This is a genomic window from Pollutibacter soli (assembly GCA_029269725.1).
Classification (GTDB): Bacteria; Bacteroidota; Bacteroidia; order Chitinophagales; family Chitinophagaceae; genus Pollutibacter; species Pollutibacter soli.
In genome coordinates, this window is record JARJHS010000007.1 from 187,719 (window position 1) to 206,369 (window position 18,651).

The following is an 18,651-nucleotide window of genomic DNA, read 5'->3' on the forward strand; positions in this document are numbered from 1 at the left end:
AGATCAGGTTATGCATCAGTATAAATCGGTGTGCCATCTGCAGCATACAGATAAGTGCCGGATTTATGAATTGCAAATATTTTCGAACCCATAGATTGCTGGGTATTACTCCTTATCGACATCATGGTTTGAGGTGAATGCATCCTGGAATAATGCGGATGAGCAAACTTGTCATAAGCTGACATAGTGAAAAATATAGCATCAGTATCGGATGTTACTGTAAAACTGCGCACGACAACGGGGTTCTGGTACTGGGCTGTGCTAAGCAATCTGATTTCAATAGTATCGTAATCCAATAAAGGGATATCAAATTCGGTCAGGAATGGTCCATATACTTCATAATTCCTGTTTGGAAAATCCAAACGGGCTTTCTCCAGCTCAGCAAGAGCTGCGTTTTTCGCATTATCATCGCTTGACGAACCCTGGGGAATAAGCAGAAAATAAGGATAGGTGCTCGATGCAATAAAATAATGATAAAGACCATCGCGGAATCCATCCGCGGCTTCTGCCAAACGTCGGGCAAGGCCGGCTGGCAACGGTGTGTCGCTAAACATAAGAAGAGTTTTAAAAGATGGTGATGAATAGGTGGGAAGGAAAAAGAAGGGGACAGAGCGATTTGGATTTCCTGAATAAAAGCTATTAAATATTTTTTAAAACGGCAAGTTAATTTTCGAAATTGTTCAGGTGAAAAGACCCATATTAAAATAATATTTATTAAGTGAGTTTTGTTTTGAGTAAATTTAATTGACCGAATTCCATCTATGCGCAGGCTGGTGGCTATAATGTTCACCGACATTGAGGGATACACCTCTCTCATGCAACAGAACGAAAATGATGCAGTTCTGTTATTGGATAAGTATAAACAAATCGTACTCAGCGCTACAAGACAATATGATGGCAGACTGATCAAGTTCATGGGGGACGGTTCGCTTTCAACATTCACATCCTCATTCCAGGCTGTTTGTTGCGCCGAGGCTTTGCAAAAAGAATTTCGTAAACATAAAAATCTTCCAGTAAGAATTGGTATTCACCAGGGTGAAGTAATTATTGAAAACCGGGACATAGTCGGTGATGCAGTAAATCTTTCTTCAAGAATACAAAATGCAGGAGTTGCAGGATCTGTATTGATCTCTGTCAAAGTCAATGATGAATTGACTAATCATCCGGAGATCAGTACTGTACACCTGGGGTCGTTTTTGCTGAAGAATATTGCGATGCCGGTAAGTCTTTATGCAGTCAAATCGGATGGATTAATTGTGCCCGGTCAAATACATGCTGTGCATAGCGATCATGATGAACATCACCAGGATGGTGAACTGGACTATTCGGGTAACCGTCGCCGTCATCGATGGAGGCTGCCACTGATTATAACGATTGCTGTTTCTGTATTGCTCACCATTTTATTATTGTTTGGAGTTTTCGGCAACAGGGATAAGAAAGATGAACCAAAGACAATTACTATACTGCCTTTTATAAATAATTCTGCAGACAAAGAGGGAAGCAATTATATATCCGAAGCGCTGACTTATGAAATTTCCAATATTCTTTCAATGAATATCCGGTTGAAAGTCCGGAAGATGCCAGCTCGTCCTGCAGGGATGGAGTTTGGTTCCGAAGTTGCCGGAATTTTTAATACTGAGCCGCCAACCAGTGTCCTGGATTGTTCCTTGCAAAAGGAGGGAGATTCAATAAAAATACTTGCATTGTTGAAACGGAGTGATAATAATGAGATCCTCTGGAGCCAGATGTATATGCGCCGGTACAGTCAACAACTAAGATTGCAGCAGGATATTGCTCAAAAAATTGCTTCAGCACTGGAGTCTGATTTTACAAAAGATGAACTGCGCGAAATCGCCAGGAATTCAAATGTTCCATACAAAGCATATGATTTATATATCCGTGGAAGACATGAGCAGAACAAGCGTGATCCGCAATCCATGTTAAATGCGCTGGACTTTTTCCAGAAAGCAGTTGAAGTCTATCCCAGATATGCGCAGGCCTGGGCCGCTATCAGCGACAATTTCACCATCCGGCTGGACAATAGCATAATACCATATGATACTGCATATAAGTATGGCAGACCCGCACTGGACAAAGCTTTAAAGTTGAATGCCAGGCTACCTGAAGTGTTAGCAGCAAAAGGAATATTTTTTGGAAGCATTGAGGGAAAACATAAAGAAGCCATGGCAGCACTGGAAAAAGCAACGTCCATGCGCAAAACCGACGGATTTGTTCATCAGTATTATGCTGTAGAACTAATGGCTGATGGAAAAGCCAATGAAGCATTGGAACAGATCAATAAGGCAATAGAACTTGAGCCCCAGGTGACAAAACGTCAATTGTATCTTAAGAATTCAATCCTTATGAATGCTCAACGATATAATGAAGCCGCAGCTAACCAACAGGAACTATTAAAAAGTTTTGGTGATTCCAACCTCTACAATCTGCAGTCTGCAGAACGTTATTACCGCATGGGTAAAAATGATTCAGTGAGTTATTTTGGAAATAAAATTCAGAATGAAATTAAAGATCACTTGTTTTGGAAAGCAATGTTATCTTCAGATAAATCGGTCTTACGTAAAAGACTGATGGAAGACAAAAATTTTAGCGATCTCGAAGTACAGGCGTTTTATTTTATTTGTCTTGAAGACAATGCAAAAGCACTGGATAAGATTGAAACAGCGTATAATGCCAGGGAGTACAGATGGCTTAAGTTCCTTAACGTTGACCCTGACTGGGCTCCTTTAAAAAATGAACCACGATTCGCTGCAATGCTTCAGAAGATGGATCTCAATTAATTTTCAAAGTGTCGTTATCGCGCGGATACTCATCCATGTGGTAAGTAATACGACAAGTATCCCGATTACAGTCAGCAATACCGGATGTTGGTAATCTCCAACTAATTTTTTTCTATACACGGCAATCAGCATAAGACTTAAGGCGAATGGCAAAATGAATCCGTTTATAAAGCCTGCTGCAAGCAAAATCTTTACCGGTTGCCCTATCAGAATAAAAATCAATGCTGAGACCAGAACAAAGGCAATCACCAGTTTTCCTTCAATGGATGGTAATCTGGGATGTACGGTCTTCAAAAAGCTTACTGATGTATATGCAGAACCAATTACAGATGTAATTGCTGCGCACCACATCACAAAGCCAAATATTAAGAAACCACTTCTGCCTGCAGCCAGTTCAAAAACAGCAGCTGCGGGGTTGTTCAGATCGGGCGATTTGCCTCCGGCAAGCACACCTAATGCGGCAAGAAAGAGTAAGATCCTCATAACAGATGCGAGAAGAATCGCGCCACTGGCCGCGCGTGTAACAGCGGGGAGAGCTTTTGTTCCGGAAATACCGGAATCTATTAACCGGTGTCCACCAGCGAAACTGATATACCCACCAACGGTTCCGCCCACCAGGATAACTATTGCTTTTAAGTCGGTTTTATCGGGGTCAAAAGTTCGTAACAATGCTTCGGTTAACGGCGGCTTTGCAATGATGACCACATACAAAGTCAGCACGATCATTACCACACCCATGATCTTTGCGATTTCATCCATCCAACGCATCGCTTTCCTGGAAAGAAAAATAGCAACGACTATTGCCGCGCTTATCGCCGCTCCTGATGTAGGATCCAGGCCGGTAAGAATCTATAATCCGAGACCAGTACCCGCCAGATTACCGATATTGAATGCAAGGCCACCCAAAACAATGAATGCAGTCAGTAAGTGTCCTGCACCCGGGAATACATAATTGGCAATTTCCTGTGCGCGCTTTTTCGATACTGCCACGATGCGCCAGATATTGATCTGTGCGCCAAGATCGAGCAGTATGGAAATCAGAATTACAAAACCAAAGCTGGCCATCAATTGATGCGTAAAAAGCGCAGTTTGTGTTAGAAAACCCGGGCCTATTGCAGAAGTGGCCATCAGAAATGCTGATGCCACAAATGGAGAATTGAATTTATTGCGGGGTGCCATTCGCAGCATCTGGGGATTGAATACGGATCTTATTTTCGATCAGTAATTTATGGATTGCGTTTGCGATTGGTACTGCAAGCGCGCCATCGCCATGAATACAGATCGTGTCCGCTTCCAGGGGTATGACTGTACCCTCCACCGTTAGAACAGTTTTTTGTTGTATGATTTGCAGTGCTTGTTTTGCGGCGATATTTTCATCAGCAATTAAAGCGTTTGGGGATGACCGTGATGTAAGTTGTCCATCAGCGGTATAGGTTCTGTCGGCAAAAGCTTCCCTGACAAAGCGAAGACCCGTTTGCTGTGAAGCCATCGACATACAGGAATTGGGTGGGCAATAGAGGACCAGATCCCTGTCAAAATAATACACAGCGTGAACAATTGCAGTCGCGGCTTCCATATCGGTGGATGCCCTGTTGTATAAAGCTCCATGAGGTTTTACATGTGATAATTTGATGCCGGCAGCTTTGGTAAAAGCTGCAATTGCACCAACCTGGTACAACACGATATCGTAAATTTCCTGCGCGTCCAAAGGCATGTTTCTTCTCCCAAAACCCTGCAGATCGGGATAAGATGGATGTGCGCCTATTGCAACTCCGGAATTTTGAGCAAGCCTGACCGTTTTATGAATGATAGCCGGATCACCACCATGAAATCCGCAGGCGATATTAGCAGAACTGATTAATGGCATCAGCAATTCATCCTGGCCAATGGTAAAATTGCCATAGCTTTCTCCCATATCACAATTGAGATCAATTTGCATCGGCAGACTTTTTCAGGAATGAGAAATTAACGATATTTCATCTGAATATACTCGCTCAACAAAAACATATCTCTTTCCTTCTTTAAATATAAATCTTCAGCTTCCTCCGCTGAGATAAGTGTGAATCTGATTTCTTCATCGGGTTTGAGCTGAGCACAGGCAGACAAATCGGTTGAGGCAATTTGTGCTATCCTTGGGTATCCACCGGTAGTTTGCGCATCTGCCATCAGCATGATCAAATCACCTTCGTGCGTCACCTGTATTGTTCCCATAGTGACATTCGTAGAAATCAATTCTGGCAATGGTTCGGTAATCAGTGATTTTCCCTGCAGCCGAAATCCCATCCTGTTGGATTGCGTTGTGATCCGGAAAGAACTATTCAGGAATGTTTCTATCGCATTATTTGTGAAGCAATCCCATTCCGGCCCTTTAATGATCCTGATTGCTGAAGCAGCGTTTTGATAATGCCTCCCATAATATCCCCAGCTTGTAGCTTTCACGTCATTATTATTTCCCGATGGATAAAAGTATTGACTGACTCTTTGAAAGACATCCTGGTCCCTGATTCGTAATTGATCTCCCGTTTTTAAAATACGCCCGTTCAATCCGCCCATGGCTGCAGGTGTATAGGTACTGCTGCTACCCAAATCCAATGATGCTTCAAACCCGCCGCTAACGGCAAGGTATGACCGGTAACCTGATGGGTTTGATTTTAGTTGCAGCAAAGTCGATTGTTTTACGAGGTAGCCACGCCCGCTGACGGCGGGATAGTCGTTGATCCATAATGAAGCGCCTCCTCCGCAGTGAGCCACAATCATTGGTGATTCGGCAATAAGGGCAGCTCCGTGATGCGTAAATTCAATAACGGTGTCGGATGCACGGTTTCCTACCAGGATATTTGCAATCTGTGCTGACTGCGTATCCATTGCTCCGCTTTCGGGGACGCCAATTGCGCGGTATCCGGATCTTCCCAAATCCTGCATAGAGCTGTACATACCCGGCTGAATAATTCTCAAACTCATTCTCCGGAAATTTTATTGAATTCACTTAATGAAATGGCCCTGAATCGGACGGTTTGACCTGGAGTTAAAAGCGATCTTGTCTCACTGTTTTTGTCAAACATATGCAGTGGAGTTCTTCCGATGATCTGCCAACCACCCGGTGTCTGATAAGGATAGATCCCCGATTGCATACCGGCAAGGGCGACAGATCCGGCAGGTACAGAAAAATCAGGAACCTTTTTGCGCGGCACCTGCAGCAGATCAGGATTGATTCCCAGGTAGGGAAATCCAGGAATAAAACCGATAAAATATACCCTGTAGATGGCAGCGCTATGAAGTTTTACGACTTCGCTGGTACTGATCCCGCAATGCCTGGCAACGAATTCCAGGTCGGGCGCAAAACCGGGATCATAACACACAGGGATAACTGTTTCCTTTTCCCGGAGACGTGTATTTTCCCCGCATTCATCCAGCAATGCTTTTATCTCAGCTTTTACAATTTCAGCGATGGTGTTTTGCCTGTAAGGTGAAATTCGCGCAATGGCATAGGGAGAATAATAAACTGCCAGTGTATGATAAGACGGAACGGATTCAAGGTAGCCGGTGAATTTTTTCTGCTGAAGGAATTGATGAAAAGCGATTACCTGATCATTTACACGCGGATCAATTTTATCTCCAAACCTGATAGTAATAACGTCTTCGCTGACAGATCTTATTTCAGGAAATTTCATGCTTTTGAAGATAAGCTATATTTCCTCCCATAAAAAAGCCGCATCTTTTTAGAATGCGGCCAAGCACAGAATTTGTTTCAGAGGTTGTGCCTGTTATTTTTTGAATTCTAATGGGTGTACATGTCGTATTTGTTCTTACGTATTCTTCTGTTATTTCGTACCGGGTAATAATCAGCGGGCTGAAGTAATTTGAATAGGATCCGGTTCACAACTGAACCTGTAAAATGAAGTAAGCGGTTGATATTATTTTCCATGGCTGGGGATTGAATTTAATTGGGTAACGTCCCTTGTTCGAAATTATTATTGGACGGACACTAAATTTACTTTTTATATGATCTGATGGTATAAAATCGGGCCTTTGAATAATTTTTTAACAATTCGATAGTTATCAGATAATCAATATCATGCCCATGAAAACCATGATCTTTTCGCTGATTGTTATTCTTTCACACTTTTCTGCTGTCAAGGCACAGGATGCAACATTTTCCAAAGTACTGGAGAAAGTCCTTGCAGATTATCCTCAATCATTTAAGAATGTACGTGGCGAATTGATCATGGAAGATGAAGAAGAGCAACGCTATAGTTCAAAGTTAGAGTTGCCGGGTGCAATGGATTGTCTTGTAAGTATGCCGATGTCGGGTGAACGAAAACTCGCTAAATGGGAGGCACTCTGTTTTAGTTCCGCTTCTTTTGATGATGCAGTAAACAATTATAAAAAACTGCACGATCAGCTTTTAAAATCAACTTTGAAGCTTGGAAAAAGTAGTGCACGTCTTCGTGGTGAATATGCAGTTCCGAATGCAGATGAATCGTTCACCAGTATCATTTATAATATCAATCCGGCGAGTGCTTCTTTCAGGAAGGTTAAAATAGAACTCGAGCTGGTTCATGTACTAGAAGAATGGAGGGTGAATCTACGCGTGGGTAGTGGGGATTTTTCAGAGTAAGTAGTGAGTGGTAAGTAGCTTGCCGGCAGGCAGGTAAGTAGGAAACAGCCGCTCAGGTGTAGTAATCACAGTTTCTGTTTTCAGCTTGCCTGACGGCAGGCAGGTTTTCTGTTTCTCGTTAAGGAAAAAGGCAAAAGTATTTCTGGTGGCGCAAGTTATTGAATAATCAAAGTCCCCTTTTCAACTATAAGCCGGCTGTTCAACGAACAACGAACAACTTCTTCATCCCTGCCTCATTAACCTTAATTAACCTTAAACCCATTTTGATTAACCAGAACCGCCCGGGCCGCATGATATTTTCGTATCATGAAAAGAATGGCATTGCTCCTGGTTTTAGTAACGGCCTTGATTTTTGGTTTGGCGATGAGCGTTTTCGCTCAACAGAAAGGAAAAGTTTCAGGTATGATCGTGGACACAGCTATGCGTAAAGCAGTGACTGGTGTCACGATCAGCATCCTGAGTTCAAAAGATTCTTCCCTCGTCAGTTTTACCATGACAGGCGATGATGGCCGTTTCGAGATTACGAATCTTTCCAATGGCGAATACAGGTTATTGGCTACACATACCGGTTACCACAATACCAACAGGTTGTTTTCAATTTCAACTGAAAAGCCGTTTGCTTCGCTTGGTGAAGTTCCTGTAACAGATAAGTACAAAGCGCTTGACGAAATTGTGATCCAGGCGGAAGCTCCTCCGGTTACTTTAAAAGCAGACACAGTAGAATACAATGCGGGATCTTTTAAAACGCAGCCCAATGCAAATGTGGAGGACCTGCTGAAAAAACTTCCCGGTGTTAAAGTGGATAAGGATGGGACAGTAAAAGCCCAGGGACAGAAGGTGAACCGCGTGTTGGTGGATGGAAAAGAGTTTTTCGGAAATGATCCAAAAATGGCGACAAAAAATCTTCCTGCAGACGCGATCGACAAAGTACAGGTATATGACCGGCAGAGTGACCAGGCACAGCTTACAGGGTTTGATGATGGAAGCAGTGAGAAGACGATCAATCTCAAACTTAAGAAGGAAAAGAAAAAAGGAATGTTCGGAAAGGCTACGGCAGGGGCGGGTACACAGGACCGTTATGAAGGAAGATTTAACATCAATTCTTTCAAAGGCGCCCGTCAGTTGTCTGCATTGGGTGCAGCTAACAATGTCAATGCAGAAGCTTTTGGTTTTTCGGATATGTTGAATTTTGGAGGTGATCGTCCTTCGATAGGGTCCGGTGGCAATATTTCCATTAACATTAATTCCGATATGGCTGGAATGAATGGTGGAAATCAAAACAACGGTATCAATACAATATGGGGAGGAGGTATTAACTACAATGATCTCATCGGAACAAAACTCGATTTAAGAAGCAATTATTTTTACAATCATTTCAGTCCGAAAACAAAGAGCACCCTGGAGCGTCAATATTTTCTCCCTGACTCATCCTATTACTATTACCAGGATGGTGAAAGCGAAAAAAGAACAAACTCACATAAGCTGAACCTGATCCTAGATTATGAAATTGACTCTTTTCATTCCGTAAGGATAGCGCCATCATTGGGATACCAGCAATCCGATATGGCGGCAGGCTCTCTGTACCAGACGTTAAATGAATCCGGATTTATGGCTAATGACGGATTCAATAAACAATTCACAAGCAATGAAGGATTCAATTTTAAAAATGATTTGCTATTCAGGAAAAAATTCAGAAAAAGAGGAAGAACTTTTTCTTTCTCATTACAGAACCTGGTCAACAGATCTGATGGTCATGGTGATCAGAAATCAGTAAACAGGTTTTATGATGAAAATGGATTGATTCAGAACATCGATTCAATAAATCAATACAATGAGAATTCAGCAGATATGAACGGATATACTGCCAAAGCTGTTTATACTGAACCTGTATTACGGAAAGCATTATTGGAATTCAGTATCGCACAGAGCAGTACGCATTCGATGTCGGATAAACAGACTTACGACTATAATGATAACTCAGGAAAGTTTGATGAGTTGAATCCTCTCTTATCCAACGATTATAATAACCGCTACGGATACACTAATGCCGGTATTCGATTTCGTAAACAATATCGTAAGTTCAACTGGACCGCGGGACTGGCCTGGCAGCATTCCCAGCTGAAAGGAAAAACATCAGGTTCAATTATTGACTCTGCAATTCAGAAAGATTTTAAAAACCTGTTGCCCAATGCGCGTGCGCAGTACCAGTTCAATCGGTTCAGTAGTATTTCATTGAATTATATGACGATGACCCAGCAACCGACGGTTAGTCAGTTGCAGCCGGTTCCGGATATCAGCAATCCATTAAGCATTGTACTTGGTAACCCGGCATTGAAACAGGAGTACAGCCATTACCTGCAGTTCAACCTGATGAAAGTGAATCCAATTAAACAGAGAAACATTTTTGCATTCGTTACTTTCAGGGAAACATCCGATAAAATTGTGAACAGTGATTCCATCAGTACAACCGGTATTAAATACAGCATTCCTGTAAACGTGCACGGTGTATACAATCTTACGGGAGATATCAATTGGGGGTTCCCGATGAAACTGATAAAAAGAAGTTCTTTATCTCTGGGTATGCAGGCGTCACATAGTAGGAACAAGCAATTTATTAACCGCGTTGAAAATAGAATTAACGATTTGTATCTATCTCCTGAGGTCCGACTCGAAATGAATCCATCAGAGAAAATCAATGTCGGTATTACAGCATCAACAGCATTCACCTATACTCAATATTCACTGCAACCTGAATTGAAGACCAGGTATTTTACACATGAATTCGGAGTAGACGCAAGTTGGGATTTGCCATGGAAAATGTTTTTTGTAACTGATTTTAATTATCGTATAAATGCGAGACGTGCAGATGGATTTAATGTAAATGTCCCGCTATGGAATGCTGGAATAAACAAATTTCTTTTGAAATACAACCGCGCACAAATAGGTTTGAGGGTCTTCGATCTTTTGAATCAGAATGTGGGTGTAACGAGAACAAGTAACAATAATTATATCGAGGATAAGAAAATAGCAGTACTGAAACGATATTTTATGTTGACACTTACTTTCAGTCTCAGTAAAACAGGATTAAATGGCGGCGCTGGCGGCGGAGGAAATTTCCGTGTAATAACGAGGTAGAAAATGTGAAATACCGAAAGTTAAATTGTTCTACGAATTCACGATCCTGATTATTTCTCCGGCAAGTTGATCACTCCCTGCAATTAATATTTGCGCGTCGGCGAGTATAGCCTGCTGCGGCATATAGGCCACTTCTGCATCTTTTGGGTCCTGGGCAATCGTATATCCACCTGCGAGACGGATCTTTTTTAAACCTTCTGCTCCATCTGCATTGGCGCCAGATAATAATATCCCGATCGCTGTGGGTCCGAACACAGATGCAATCGATTCAAAACTGACATCAATACTTGGTCTGCTATGATGCACTTTTTCTGAACTATCGAGTGAGAAACTATAGTAATCTTCCACGAGTAAATGGTAGTCTGGAGGCGCTATATAAATTGTACCTGTAGTAATTGATTCCTTGTCCTCCACTTCTTTTACTGCAAGGGGTGAGCGTGAAGCAAGTAATTCCGTCAGAATTGAAGAGGGGTCATTCTTCCTGTGAATTATAATTACATAAGCAAGCGAAACAGGCAATGCAGCAGCACTGATGATTTTGAGAATCACATCAAGGCTACCGGCCGATCCGCCGATGGCAACAATTTTATATTTCGTCATTTGACCTTCCGCCATATTTTCTCGCGGTTTTCCATCTGCCGGTATTTGGAAGCCACTTTTGTAAACCGGATATTTTCTTTTGATCCCAATACAAGAAAGCCGAGTTTATCAAGACTATCATCAAAAAGGGTGAGCACTTTATCCTGCAGGTCCTTATCAAAATAGATCAAAACATTCCGGCAACAGATCAGCTGAAACTCATTGAAAGAACGATCAGAAACCAGGTTATGGGTTGCAACGATCATTCTTGTTTTTAACCTGTCGTCGAATTTTGCCCAATCATACTTAGCTGTATAGTATGAGGAAAACTCTCTTCGGCCACCAGCGAGGATATAATTTTCGGAATAGATTTTCATGTGATTCATCGAAAAAATTCCCCGTTGTATATTTTCGATGACATGAGGATTAATATCAGTTGCGTAAATCAGTGATTTGTGTAAAAGGTTTGCTTCTTCCAGCAGGATGGCCATCGAGTACGCTTCCTCACCTGTCGAACATCCGGCATGCCATATGCGGATAAATGGATGTGTAGCGAGTACCGGCAATACTTCTTCACGAAGTACTTTAAACATCTGCGGATCGCGAAACATTTCTGTAACGTTTACCGTCAGTTGCTGAATAATATGCGTGAAGTAATTTTCATCGTTTCTTACCCGGTAGAAAAGTTCTGCAAAACTTGGCAACCGGTCGATCAGCATCAACCGCGTAATCCTCCTGCGTAGAGATGCTCTTGCATAATTGGTGAAATCGTACCCATATCGCTGAAATATTTCAGTCAGCAGAAGATTCAGATCCTCATCCCGGATAGTTATGAGTTCTGTTTCTTTCATTTCCTATAACGTTGAAGTAAGTTGAATAAGATGTCCATGTCAACAGGCTTAGATATATAGTCGTCTGCACCAGCATTGATGCTTTTTTCGCGATCGCCCGGCATTGCCTGCGCCGTGACTGCAATGATCGGAACGTTCTTGTATTTATCTATTCCATGGATGTGGCCGATTGCTTCATATCCATCCATTTCCGGCATCATCATATCGATCAGTATGACATCAATACTTTTCCCGGCTCTTAATTCAACAAAGGCCTCTTCCATTCCCGACGCCGTCAGGCAATCATACCCACGGGATTTCAATACAGCAGACAAAGCAAAAATATTCCTGTTATCATCATCAATAATCAGAATGGTAGTTTTCGACTGCATGTTTATTAATCCATTTATTACTGATGATAAAGCCAGACCCTTAACAAGGAAATAAGCTGATCGATATCTACGGGCTTGGTGATATAGTCTGACGCGCCTGCATTAATACATTTTTCCCTGTCGCCGGTCATTGCCTTTGCTGTCACAGCGATAACAGGAAGCTGCCTGTATTTTGGATTTTCACGGATGCGCCTGGTAGATTCATATCCATCCATTTCCGGCATCATCATATCCATCAGTACAAGATCAATATCAGGATTTTTTTCCAATTGCTCCAAAGCTTCACGGCCGTCCATAGCCGAAATTACATCGACTCCAAATGTTTCGAGTGATTTGGAAACCGAGAAAATATTTCTCACGTCATCATCCGCCACCAGCACTTTTTTGCCTTTGAGTACTTCACTTAGTTCTCCCAATCGCTTATATCTTGTACCCTTACTTTCCTTCCGGTTTTCTTCCACGAGATGAAGGAAAAGGGAAACTTCATCCAGAATGCGTTCATAGGAATGAGCGGTCTTTATAACAATTGAATCAACATATTTTTTCAATTTCACTTCTTCAACGTGCGAAAGATTTTTTCCTGTGAAAATGATAATCGGAAGCGTTTCAAATCCCTTGGTTTTTTTGATTTCTTCAAGAGTATCATAAGCCCCCTGGGTGGGTATGCCCATATCAAGAATCACACAATCAACATCATCATTGTTCAATGCACGAATACCGTCTTTTACCGACGTCTTGATCTCGGTAACGACCTGGTAGGAATGAAGAAAATAGGAAAGGGCCTCTGCATGCTTTGTATTTTCTTCTACGATCAATACTTTTTTAGGATGACGAGTGAGTGCCTCTTCGATTTTCTTAAACATCTCCGAAAGCTTTTCGAAGGCCACAGGTTTACTGATGAAATCAACAGCACCCTTCGATAAACTCTTCATCCGCACTTCATGCGAGCTCATCATATGTACAGGAAGAGGCCTTGTGACCGTATCGGCTTTCAGTTCGTCCATCACCTGCCAGCCACTTTTTACCGGAAGTTGAACATCCAATAGAATCCCGGTAGGCAAAATCTCTTTTGCCAGTTGAATACCTTCATCACCTCTTACAGCAACAACGCCTTTGTAGCCTTTGTTTCTTGTGAAGTCCAGGAGTGATTTTGCAAACGATGTATCGTCTTCAATAATGAGAATCACTTTATCGCCGGCTGAAATACTGTTGCGATCATCGGGAATTGCTGAAGGAACAATTTCAGAAATGTATTTATGCTCAGCCTGCATCGGATTAATTTCCGGAGCAACTGATTCTGCAAATGATTCCTGTGTTTTGCTTTTTCTCATTGGCACCAGCAGGGTAAATTCACTTCCTTTACCTTCCTCACTTTTCAGTTGAATTTCTCCACCCAGCAATTTTGCCAGTTCCCTGCTGATAGAAAGTCCGAGACCTGTTCCGCCATATTGTCTTCTCGTTGAACCGTCTGCCTGTTGAAACGCTTCAAAAATGGTAAGTTGTTTTTCAGCAGGAATACCGATGCCTGTATCAATAACGTTAAAGACAATATTTGAACCCGATTTACGGATGTGCAAACGCACGGAACCTTTCTTTGTAAATTTCAACGCATTTGAGAGCAGATTTTTAAGGATTTGTTCCAGGCGTAAACGATCCGTTTCCATCATTCCCGGAACATCATCATCAACATCTATCGAAAACCCGATTCCTTTTTCTTTGGCAAGAGGAGCGAGGAGTGATGAAAGCCCGTCGGCAACAGACTGAATCATTACATCGCTGTATTCAAGGTCCATCTTACCTGCTTCAATCTTTGAAAGATCAAGAATTTCATCGATCAATGTAAGCAGTCCTTTACCCGAGGTCTGAATTACATCTGCATACTCAATCTGTTCCGGTTTAAGATTATTGGGATGATTTTCTGACAGCAGTCTTGAAAGCAGCAAAATCGAATTTAACGGTGTGCGCAGTTCGTGCGACATGTTGGCGAGAAACTCCGATTTATACCTGGTACTTAATGCCAGTTCCTCAGCTTTTTTCTGGATGTCCAGGTTTCTTTCAAGTATGAGCTCGTTTTTTTCTTCAAGTTCCCTGCTTCGCTCTTCGAGCTCACGATTGGTCTGGAGAAGTTCTTCCTGTTGTACTTTCAGTTCCTCTTCAGAAGCCTGCAGTTTTTCTGCCTGGGCCTCCAATTCTGCATTGATATTTTCCAGCTCGCTATGCTGGCTTTGCAATTCTTCTGATTGAGACTGTGTTTCTTCGAGCAGTTCTTCCACGCGCTGTTTGCTCTGCGTAGTGTTGATAGCCGTACCAATGCCAAATACCGCTGCTTCGAGGAAGCTTTTCTGTTTCGTGGAAAATTCGCCCAGCGATGCGAGCTCAATAACCCCCTTCAGTACACGATTAAAATAGATCGGAATCGCAAGCACTGACTTTGGACTCACATCTCCGGAAATAAAACGAACAGCATACTGATCGGCGGGGATATTTTTTGCTTCAAGCATTTTTCCTGACACAGCAGCCTGGCCTGCAAAACCTTCTCCTTCTGTAAGTTTCAGGTATTTGTAGTCTGACGGTATAGCATAAGTGCTTTTCAGTTCCAGGTCTCCATCACCGTTAGCTATATAAAACGCTCCTGCATTTGCGTCCAGGTAGTCTGCAACAAAATTCAGTACACCATGCGCAAGGTTATGCATATTCTGATCGCCGATCATAACATCGCTTAACCGGGCAATACCGGACTGCATCCATTCTTTTTCGCCAAGGGAATTAAATGTATGCTGAAGTGAATGGGACATGCGGTTAAGGGAAACTGCGATGCCGCCAAGCGCATCACTGGTTTCCTCATTTATCTTGACGTCATAATTGCCGGACGAAATCTCATTTGCAATTGCATCCACCGCCTTGATCCTGTTCCTGATTTCGGCATCCTTGATTTCCAGTTCATTCAGCAAGGCATACCGTGTGTCGGAGTCTTTTATGAGCCTCATCATGGATACAATCGTGACGGCAAATCCCAATATCGATGCGATAATAATTAATATGGGGGTGGCGGTGGCGAAGCTGGTAAGTTCCTCCGACCGGGCTTCCAGCAGCTGTTCTTCACGATCCTGCATTGTTTTTATCCGGGTAGAAGTTTTGTCCATCAGGTTTTTACCAAGGGACAAAAGACTGTCCGAAATATGCTGTCCGGCGCGTTTGCGGGCTACGACCGTGCCGAGGTACTGGAGCCGTTGTGATGCAACCTCCAGTAGTCTTTCACAATCGGCCTGCTGCGCCGGGTTATCGGAAGTCAGCCGTTTTACTGTTCTTATCAGGTTGTAGGTTTTTTCTTCTGCGCCATTGAATGGCGCCAGAAATCTTTCATCTCCGGTTATCAGGTATCCGCGCTGCCCGGATTCTGCATCCCTGAGAGAAGCCATTACATTATCCAGGTTACGCGATACTTCATACGTGTGGTTTACCAGATCAGAAGCACTGACCAGGCCACGAATACTCAGGTATGACGCTAGTGAGCTGGCGAGTAACAGGAAAAGTGAAACGCCATAACCAATGAACAGATTTTTTTTGAATGAGTTCATAATATGATCTTAGCTCTGGGTTGCGGCAAAGGCTACCCGCTGTTTTAATGGAATGATGATAATGAATGTTGTTCCGGAATCCGTCTTACTTTTTGCAGTCAGAATACCATTATGGTTATCGATGATTTTTTTTACAATGGCCAGCCCGATGCCCGTCCCTTCATATTCTTCTCTTCGGTGCAGTCGCTGAAAAATCGTGAATATTTTTTCTGCGTATTGTTCATCGAACCCGATGCCGTTGTCTTCAAAATACAATCGTAAAAACCGGCCCTCCGGATCCTGGGGTGAGTCAAAGTCTTTTTGCAATATGCGTTCACCATAAATGCGTATTACGGAAGGGCAGTCTTTTTTCACAAACTTTAATGCATTGCTCAGCAGGTTTTGAAATACCTGCCTGATCTGGCCGGGAATAATTTCGGCTTCCGGCAACTCGCTGATCCTGATATCAGCATTTTTTTCTTTAGCTGAAAGTTCCAGATCAGCAATAACTCCATCAAGCAATTGATTGAGATTTGTTTTTGTATAATGTGAAACTGCACTGAGTTTAGAATAATTCAGAAGATCATTGATCAGGATCCTCATACGCTCGGAAGACAATATCACCTTTTCCATAAACTTTTCAGCTTCATGGGAAGGCAACAGAAATTTTTCCTGTATTATACGACTGAACGTAGCGATCTTCCGCAATGGCTCCTGCAAGTCGTGTGATGCAACCGAAGCATATTGTGCAAGCTCAGTATTGCTGGTTTCAAGTGCCTGGTTTGAACGAAGCAGTTCTTCGGTTCTTTCCTGAACTTTTTCTTCGAGATGCTGATTGGCATGCTGAAGAGCGATTTCCGTCCGTTTGCGCATTTCGATCTCATCCGTAAGCGCAGCCTGGATTTTTTTCAGTTCGCGGGTCTGCTCATAGAGACGATAAAATGTTTTTACTTTCAGTAACAACAGATCCGGGTCGAAAGGTTTGGTAACATAATCAACGCCACCGGATCCATATCCTTTAGTAATAAATCTTTTATTAGTATTGACAGCACTGAGAAAGATGATGGGGATATCTCTGGTCTTGTTCAGGCTTGCAACAGATTCAGCAACTTCAAATCCATCCATGCCCGGCATCTGTACATCAAGTATGATGAGTGCGTAGTCATTCTGAAGAATTTTCCTCAGAGCCTCTTCACCGGATGTTGCAGTATCTACTTCATAAAGGTTGAGCTGCAGCAGGGTCTTCAGCGAAAAAATATTTTCCTGTTTGTCGTCAACAATAAGAATCATAACATATCAGATCAGCAAAAAATAGTTGATTCAGCGTTCATGCTCAACGATTTCAACGCAGCCTCTAGCTGATCAGGCAGGCTATTGATAATTGTTGATAAGATATGTTTCAGCTCTTTCAAACTGGAAGGCTTGGTAATAAAACATGCAGCTCCATTGGCGATCGCTTCCTGGATATCTTTTGGCATGGACGATGTAGAATACATAAACACCGGAATATGTCCGTATACAGTATTGGTTTTTATCAGCCGAAGGCATTCTTTCCCATCCATTCTTGGCATGTTAAGGTCAAGAAAAATGATATCGGGATAATTTGTGATTGTATTCAATGTACTCAGAGCTTCCTGTCCATTCGTCGCAGAAATCAACTTAACCCCGGGATTAACTTCATTCAAAACTTCGTTGAACAGGAGTGTATCATCAGCATCGTCGTCTACTAAAAAAACAGTGAATGATTTTGACATATCAGTGTTTTCAAAGTTAGCGGAAACATCCAAATATCCATAGCAGAATATAATTCTACACTTTGGGGAGGCATGAATTTTGCATGCATAAAAAAGGCCGGAATGAAATCCCGACCTTTCTCTTTTTCAGGTAAGCTTTACAGTTAAAACCTGCGTGTCGTCCTGATATTTCCGCCTCCGTTCTCATCCATTTCTTTCATCATTTTTTCTCTTTCCATTGCAAATTCTTCCGGTGTAATTTTCCTGCCTTTCGGTTCTTTGATGAGACTTTTATCAACTTTCTTTTGTATTTCCATTGCGAGATATACGGTGTTGCCATTGTTTATGACGAGTTCAAGTATGGTTCCGGGAAGCTGACCCTGGTATTGATCGGGCCCGTAAAAACCAGCGATCTCATCAGTAAACCAGGCTACAACTTTCAAAGTGTCGATCACCTGTTTTCTATCCATCCTGCCATTGTCCATCGACACACGATAACCAACCTGTGTTCTTGTTCCGGTTGCCTGTCTGCATTTCATTCCCAGAATAGTTTTGGTCTCTTCTCCCATCTTCCAACTCATTTTCCTGATGCTGTCCTGCACAACAAATGTTTTTGTAAACAACTCCCTTTGCTCGACTTTAGTCTGCTTTGCGATATCATTAAAGATCACATCATTCGAACCCGGCATGACCATTCTTATTTCAGCGTTGCCATTATTGACTACTATATCTCCTGCATCGGGTTCATCTTCTGATGCGCGCCAGATGGATTGATTATTTGCGAACAAACATTCAAAACGGTCTTTCCTTTCTTTAGGAATCAGGTTTTGCAAGGAAGGATCTTCATTTGCCAGCTGGATCTGGAGTTTGGTTGTCCTTTCATATATAATCTTTCCTTCCTGTTGCTGTGCATATGTAAAAGAGAACAGCACCGCAGTCGCTATCAGCAAAATGAATTTTTCCATGGTTAATTTTTTTCAAAGCTAATCCGCCGGGGGAGCCGTACAGG

The 18,651-nt window shown here is 42.4% G+C and carries 16 protein-coding genes; 3 read left to right on the forward strand and 13 right to left on the reverse strand.

The features are described from left to right. Positions 1 to 8: 8 nt before the first annotated feature. A complete protein-coding gene (locus P2W82_RS17370; RefSeq protein WP_336517189.1) occupies positions 9 to 554 on the reverse strand; it encodes a hypothetical protein in 546 nt (181 codons plus the stop codon). Between the two features lie 207 nt (positions 555 to 761). Between P2W82_RS17370 and P2W82_RS17375 the strand changes: the two genes are divergently transcribed. After that, a complete protein-coding gene (locus tag P2W82_RS17375) occupies positions 762 to 2,798 on the forward strand; it encodes an adenylate/guanylate cyclase domain-containing protein (RefSeq protein WP_336517190.1) in 2,037 nt (678 codons plus the stop codon). Positions 2,799 to 2,801: 3 nt separating this feature from the next. Here P2W82_RS17375 and P2W82_RS17380 read toward each other — a convergent pair whose 3' ends face one another. The 5 genes from P2W82_RS17380 to pxpB are packed head-to-tail and all read right to left on the reverse strand — an operon-like array spanning position 2,802 to position 6,469. Beyond that, positions 2,802 to 3,647, reverse strand: coding sequence for an NRAMP family divalent metal transporter (locus P2W82_RS17380; protein WP_336517343.1), 846 nt, complete (start codon positions 3,645 to 3,647; stop codon positions 2,802 to 2,804). Then, the gene (locus tag P2W82_RS17385; protein WP_336517344.1) at positions 3,648 to 3,977 is read right to left on the reverse strand and encodes a hypothetical protein; all 330 of its coding nucleotides are present in this window, start codon (positions 3,975 to 3,977) and stop codon (positions 3,648 to 3,650) included. Then, positions 3,961 to 4,737, reverse strand: a complete 777-nt coding sequence (locus tag P2W82_RS17390) for a LamB/YcsF family protein (protein ID WP_336517191.1) — start codon at positions 4,735 to 4,737, stop codon at positions 3,961 to 3,963. Before P2W82_RS17390 ends, P2W82_RS17385 begins: the two co-directional genes overlap by 17 nt. 26 nt (positions 4,738 to 4,763) lie before the next feature. Further along, positions 4,764 to 5,759, reverse strand: coding sequence for a 5-oxoprolinase subunit C family protein (locus tag P2W82_RS17395; protein ID WP_336517192.1), 996 nt, complete (start codon positions 5,757 to 5,759; stop codon positions 4,764 to 4,766). Then, the gene (gene pxpB, locus P2W82_RS17400; RefSeq protein ID WP_336517193.1) at positions 5,756 to 6,469 is read right to left on the reverse strand and encodes a 5-oxoprolinase subunit PxpB; all 714 of its coding nucleotides are present in this window, start codon (positions 6,467 to 6,469) and stop codon (positions 5,756 to 5,758) included. The genes P2W82_RS17395 and pxpB overlap by 4 nt, the downstream gene beginning before the upstream one ends. A 410-nt stretch (positions 6,470 to 6,879) precedes the next feature. Here pxpB and P2W82_RS17405 point away from each other — a divergent pair, with 410 nt between their 5' ends. Beyond that, positions 6,880 to 7,416, forward strand: coding sequence for a hypothetical protein (locus tag P2W82_RS17405; RefSeq protein ID WP_336517194.1), 537 nt, complete (start codon positions 6,880 to 6,882; stop codon positions 7,414 to 7,416). Positions 7,417 to 7,722: 306 nt separating this feature from the next. After that, complete coding sequence (locus P2W82_RS17410) at positions 7,723 to 10,551, forward strand: outer membrane beta-barrel protein (RefSeq protein WP_336517195.1); 2,829 nt, start codon at positions 7,723 to 7,725, stop codon at positions 10,549 to 10,551. Between the two features lie 30 nt (positions 10,552 to 10,581). Here the strand turns inward: P2W82_RS17410 and P2W82_RS17415 are convergent, their stop codons facing one another. From P2W82_RS17415 to P2W82_RS17445, 7 genes are all read right to left on the reverse strand, one after another. Continuing rightward, positions 10,582 to 11,166, reverse strand: coding sequence for a chemotaxis protein CheB (locus P2W82_RS17415; RefSeq protein ID WP_336517196.1), 585 nt, complete (start codon positions 11,164 to 11,166; stop codon positions 10,582 to 10,584). After that, complete coding sequence (locus P2W82_RS17420) at positions 11,148 to 11,981, reverse strand: CheR family methyltransferase (protein ID WP_336517197.1); 834 nt, start codon at positions 11,979 to 11,981, stop codon at positions 11,148 to 11,150. Before P2W82_RS17420 ends, P2W82_RS17415 begins: the two co-directional genes overlap by 19 nt. Continuing rightward, the gene (locus P2W82_RS17425) at positions 11,978 to 12,352 is read right to left on the reverse strand and encodes a response regulator (RefSeq protein ID WP_336517198.1); all 375 of its coding nucleotides are present in this window, start codon (positions 12,350 to 12,352) and stop codon (positions 11,978 to 11,980) included. Before P2W82_RS17425 ends, P2W82_RS17420 begins: the two co-directional genes overlap by 4 nt. 17 nt (positions 12,353 to 12,369) lie before the next feature. Then, the gene (locus P2W82_RS17430) at positions 12,370 to 15,930 is read right to left on the reverse strand and encodes a response regulator (RefSeq protein WP_336517199.1); all 3,561 of its coding nucleotides are present in this window, start codon (positions 15,928 to 15,930) and stop codon (positions 12,370 to 12,372) included. A gap of 9 nt (positions 15,931 to 15,939) precedes the next feature. After that, complete coding sequence (locus tag P2W82_RS17435) at positions 15,940 to 17,199, reverse strand: sensor histidine kinase (protein ID WP_336517200.1); 1,260 nt, start codon at positions 17,197 to 17,199, stop codon at positions 15,940 to 15,942. An 11-nt stretch (positions 17,200 to 17,210) separates the two neighbouring features. Further along, positions 17,211 to 17,663 (reverse strand): response regulator, encoded by a 453-nt coding sequence (locus tag P2W82_RS17440; RefSeq protein ID WP_336517201.1) that lies wholly within the window; start codon positions 17,661 to 17,663, stop codon positions 17,211 to 17,213. A gap of 143 nt (positions 17,664 to 17,806) precedes the next feature. Next, entirely contained in the window at positions 17,807 to 18,607 is an 801-nt protein-coding gene (locus P2W82_RS17445) for a GLPGLI family protein (RefSeq protein WP_336517202.1), read from the reverse strand. Between the last annotated feature and the right edge of the window lie 44 nt (positions 18,608 to 18,651).

Coding starts and splice junctions, on each gene's coding strand:
- P2W82_RS17375 (WP_336517190.1), top strand. CDS start 762: ATGCGCAGGCTGGTGGCTATAATGTTCACCGACATTGAGGGATACACC.
- P2W82_RS17410 (WP_336517195.1), top strand. CDS start 7,723: ATGAAAAGAATGGCATTGCTCCTGGTTTTAGTAACGGCCTTGATTTTT.
- P2W82_RS17405 (WP_336517194.1), top strand. CDS start 6,880: ATGAAAACCATGATCTTTTCGCTGATTGTTATTCTTTCACACTTTTCT.
- P2W82_RS17370 (WP_336517189.1), bottom strand. CDS start 554: ATGTTTAGCGACACACCGTTGCCAGCCGGCCTTGCCCGACGTTTGGCA.
- P2W82_RS17415 (WP_336517196.1), bottom strand. CDS start 11,166: ATGGCGGAAGGTCAAATGACGAAATATAAAATTGTTGCCATCGGCGGA.
- P2W82_RS17385 (WP_336517344.1), bottom strand. CDS start 3,977: ATGGCACCCCGCAATAAATTCAATTCTCCATTTGTGGCATCAGCATTT.
- P2W82_RS17395 (WP_336517192.1), bottom strand. CDS start 5,759: ATGAGTTTGAGAATTATTCAGCCGGGTATGTACAGCTCTATGCAGGAT.
- P2W82_RS17445 (WP_336517202.1), bottom strand. CDS start 18,607: ATGGAAAAATTCATTTTGCTGATAGCGACTGCGGTGCTGTTCTCTTTT.
- P2W82_RS17435 (WP_336517200.1), bottom strand. CDS start 17,199: ATGATTCTTATTGTTGACGACAAACAGGAAAATATTTTTTCGCTGAAG.
- P2W82_RS17430 (WP_336517199.1), bottom strand. CDS start 15,930: ATGAACTCATTCAAAAAAAATCTGTTCATTGGTTATGGCGTTTCACTT.
- P2W82_RS17420 (WP_336517197.1), bottom strand. CDS start 11,981: ATGAAAGAAACAGAACTCATAACTATCCGGGATGAGGATCTGAATCTT.
- P2W82_RS17390 (WP_336517191.1), bottom strand. CDS start 4,737: ATGCAAATTGATCTCAATTGTGATATGGGAGAAAGCTATGGCAATTTT.
- P2W82_RS17425 (WP_336517198.1), bottom strand. CDS start 12,352: ATGCAGTCGAAAACTACCATTCTGATTATTGATGATGATAACAGGAAT.
- P2W82_RS17440 (WP_336517201.1), bottom strand. CDS start 17,663: ATGTCAAAATCATTCACTGTTTTTTTAGTAGACGACGATGCTGATGAT.
- pxpB (WP_336517193.1), bottom strand. CDS start 6,469: ATGAAATTTCCTGAAATAAGATCTGTCAGCGAAGACGTTATTACTATC.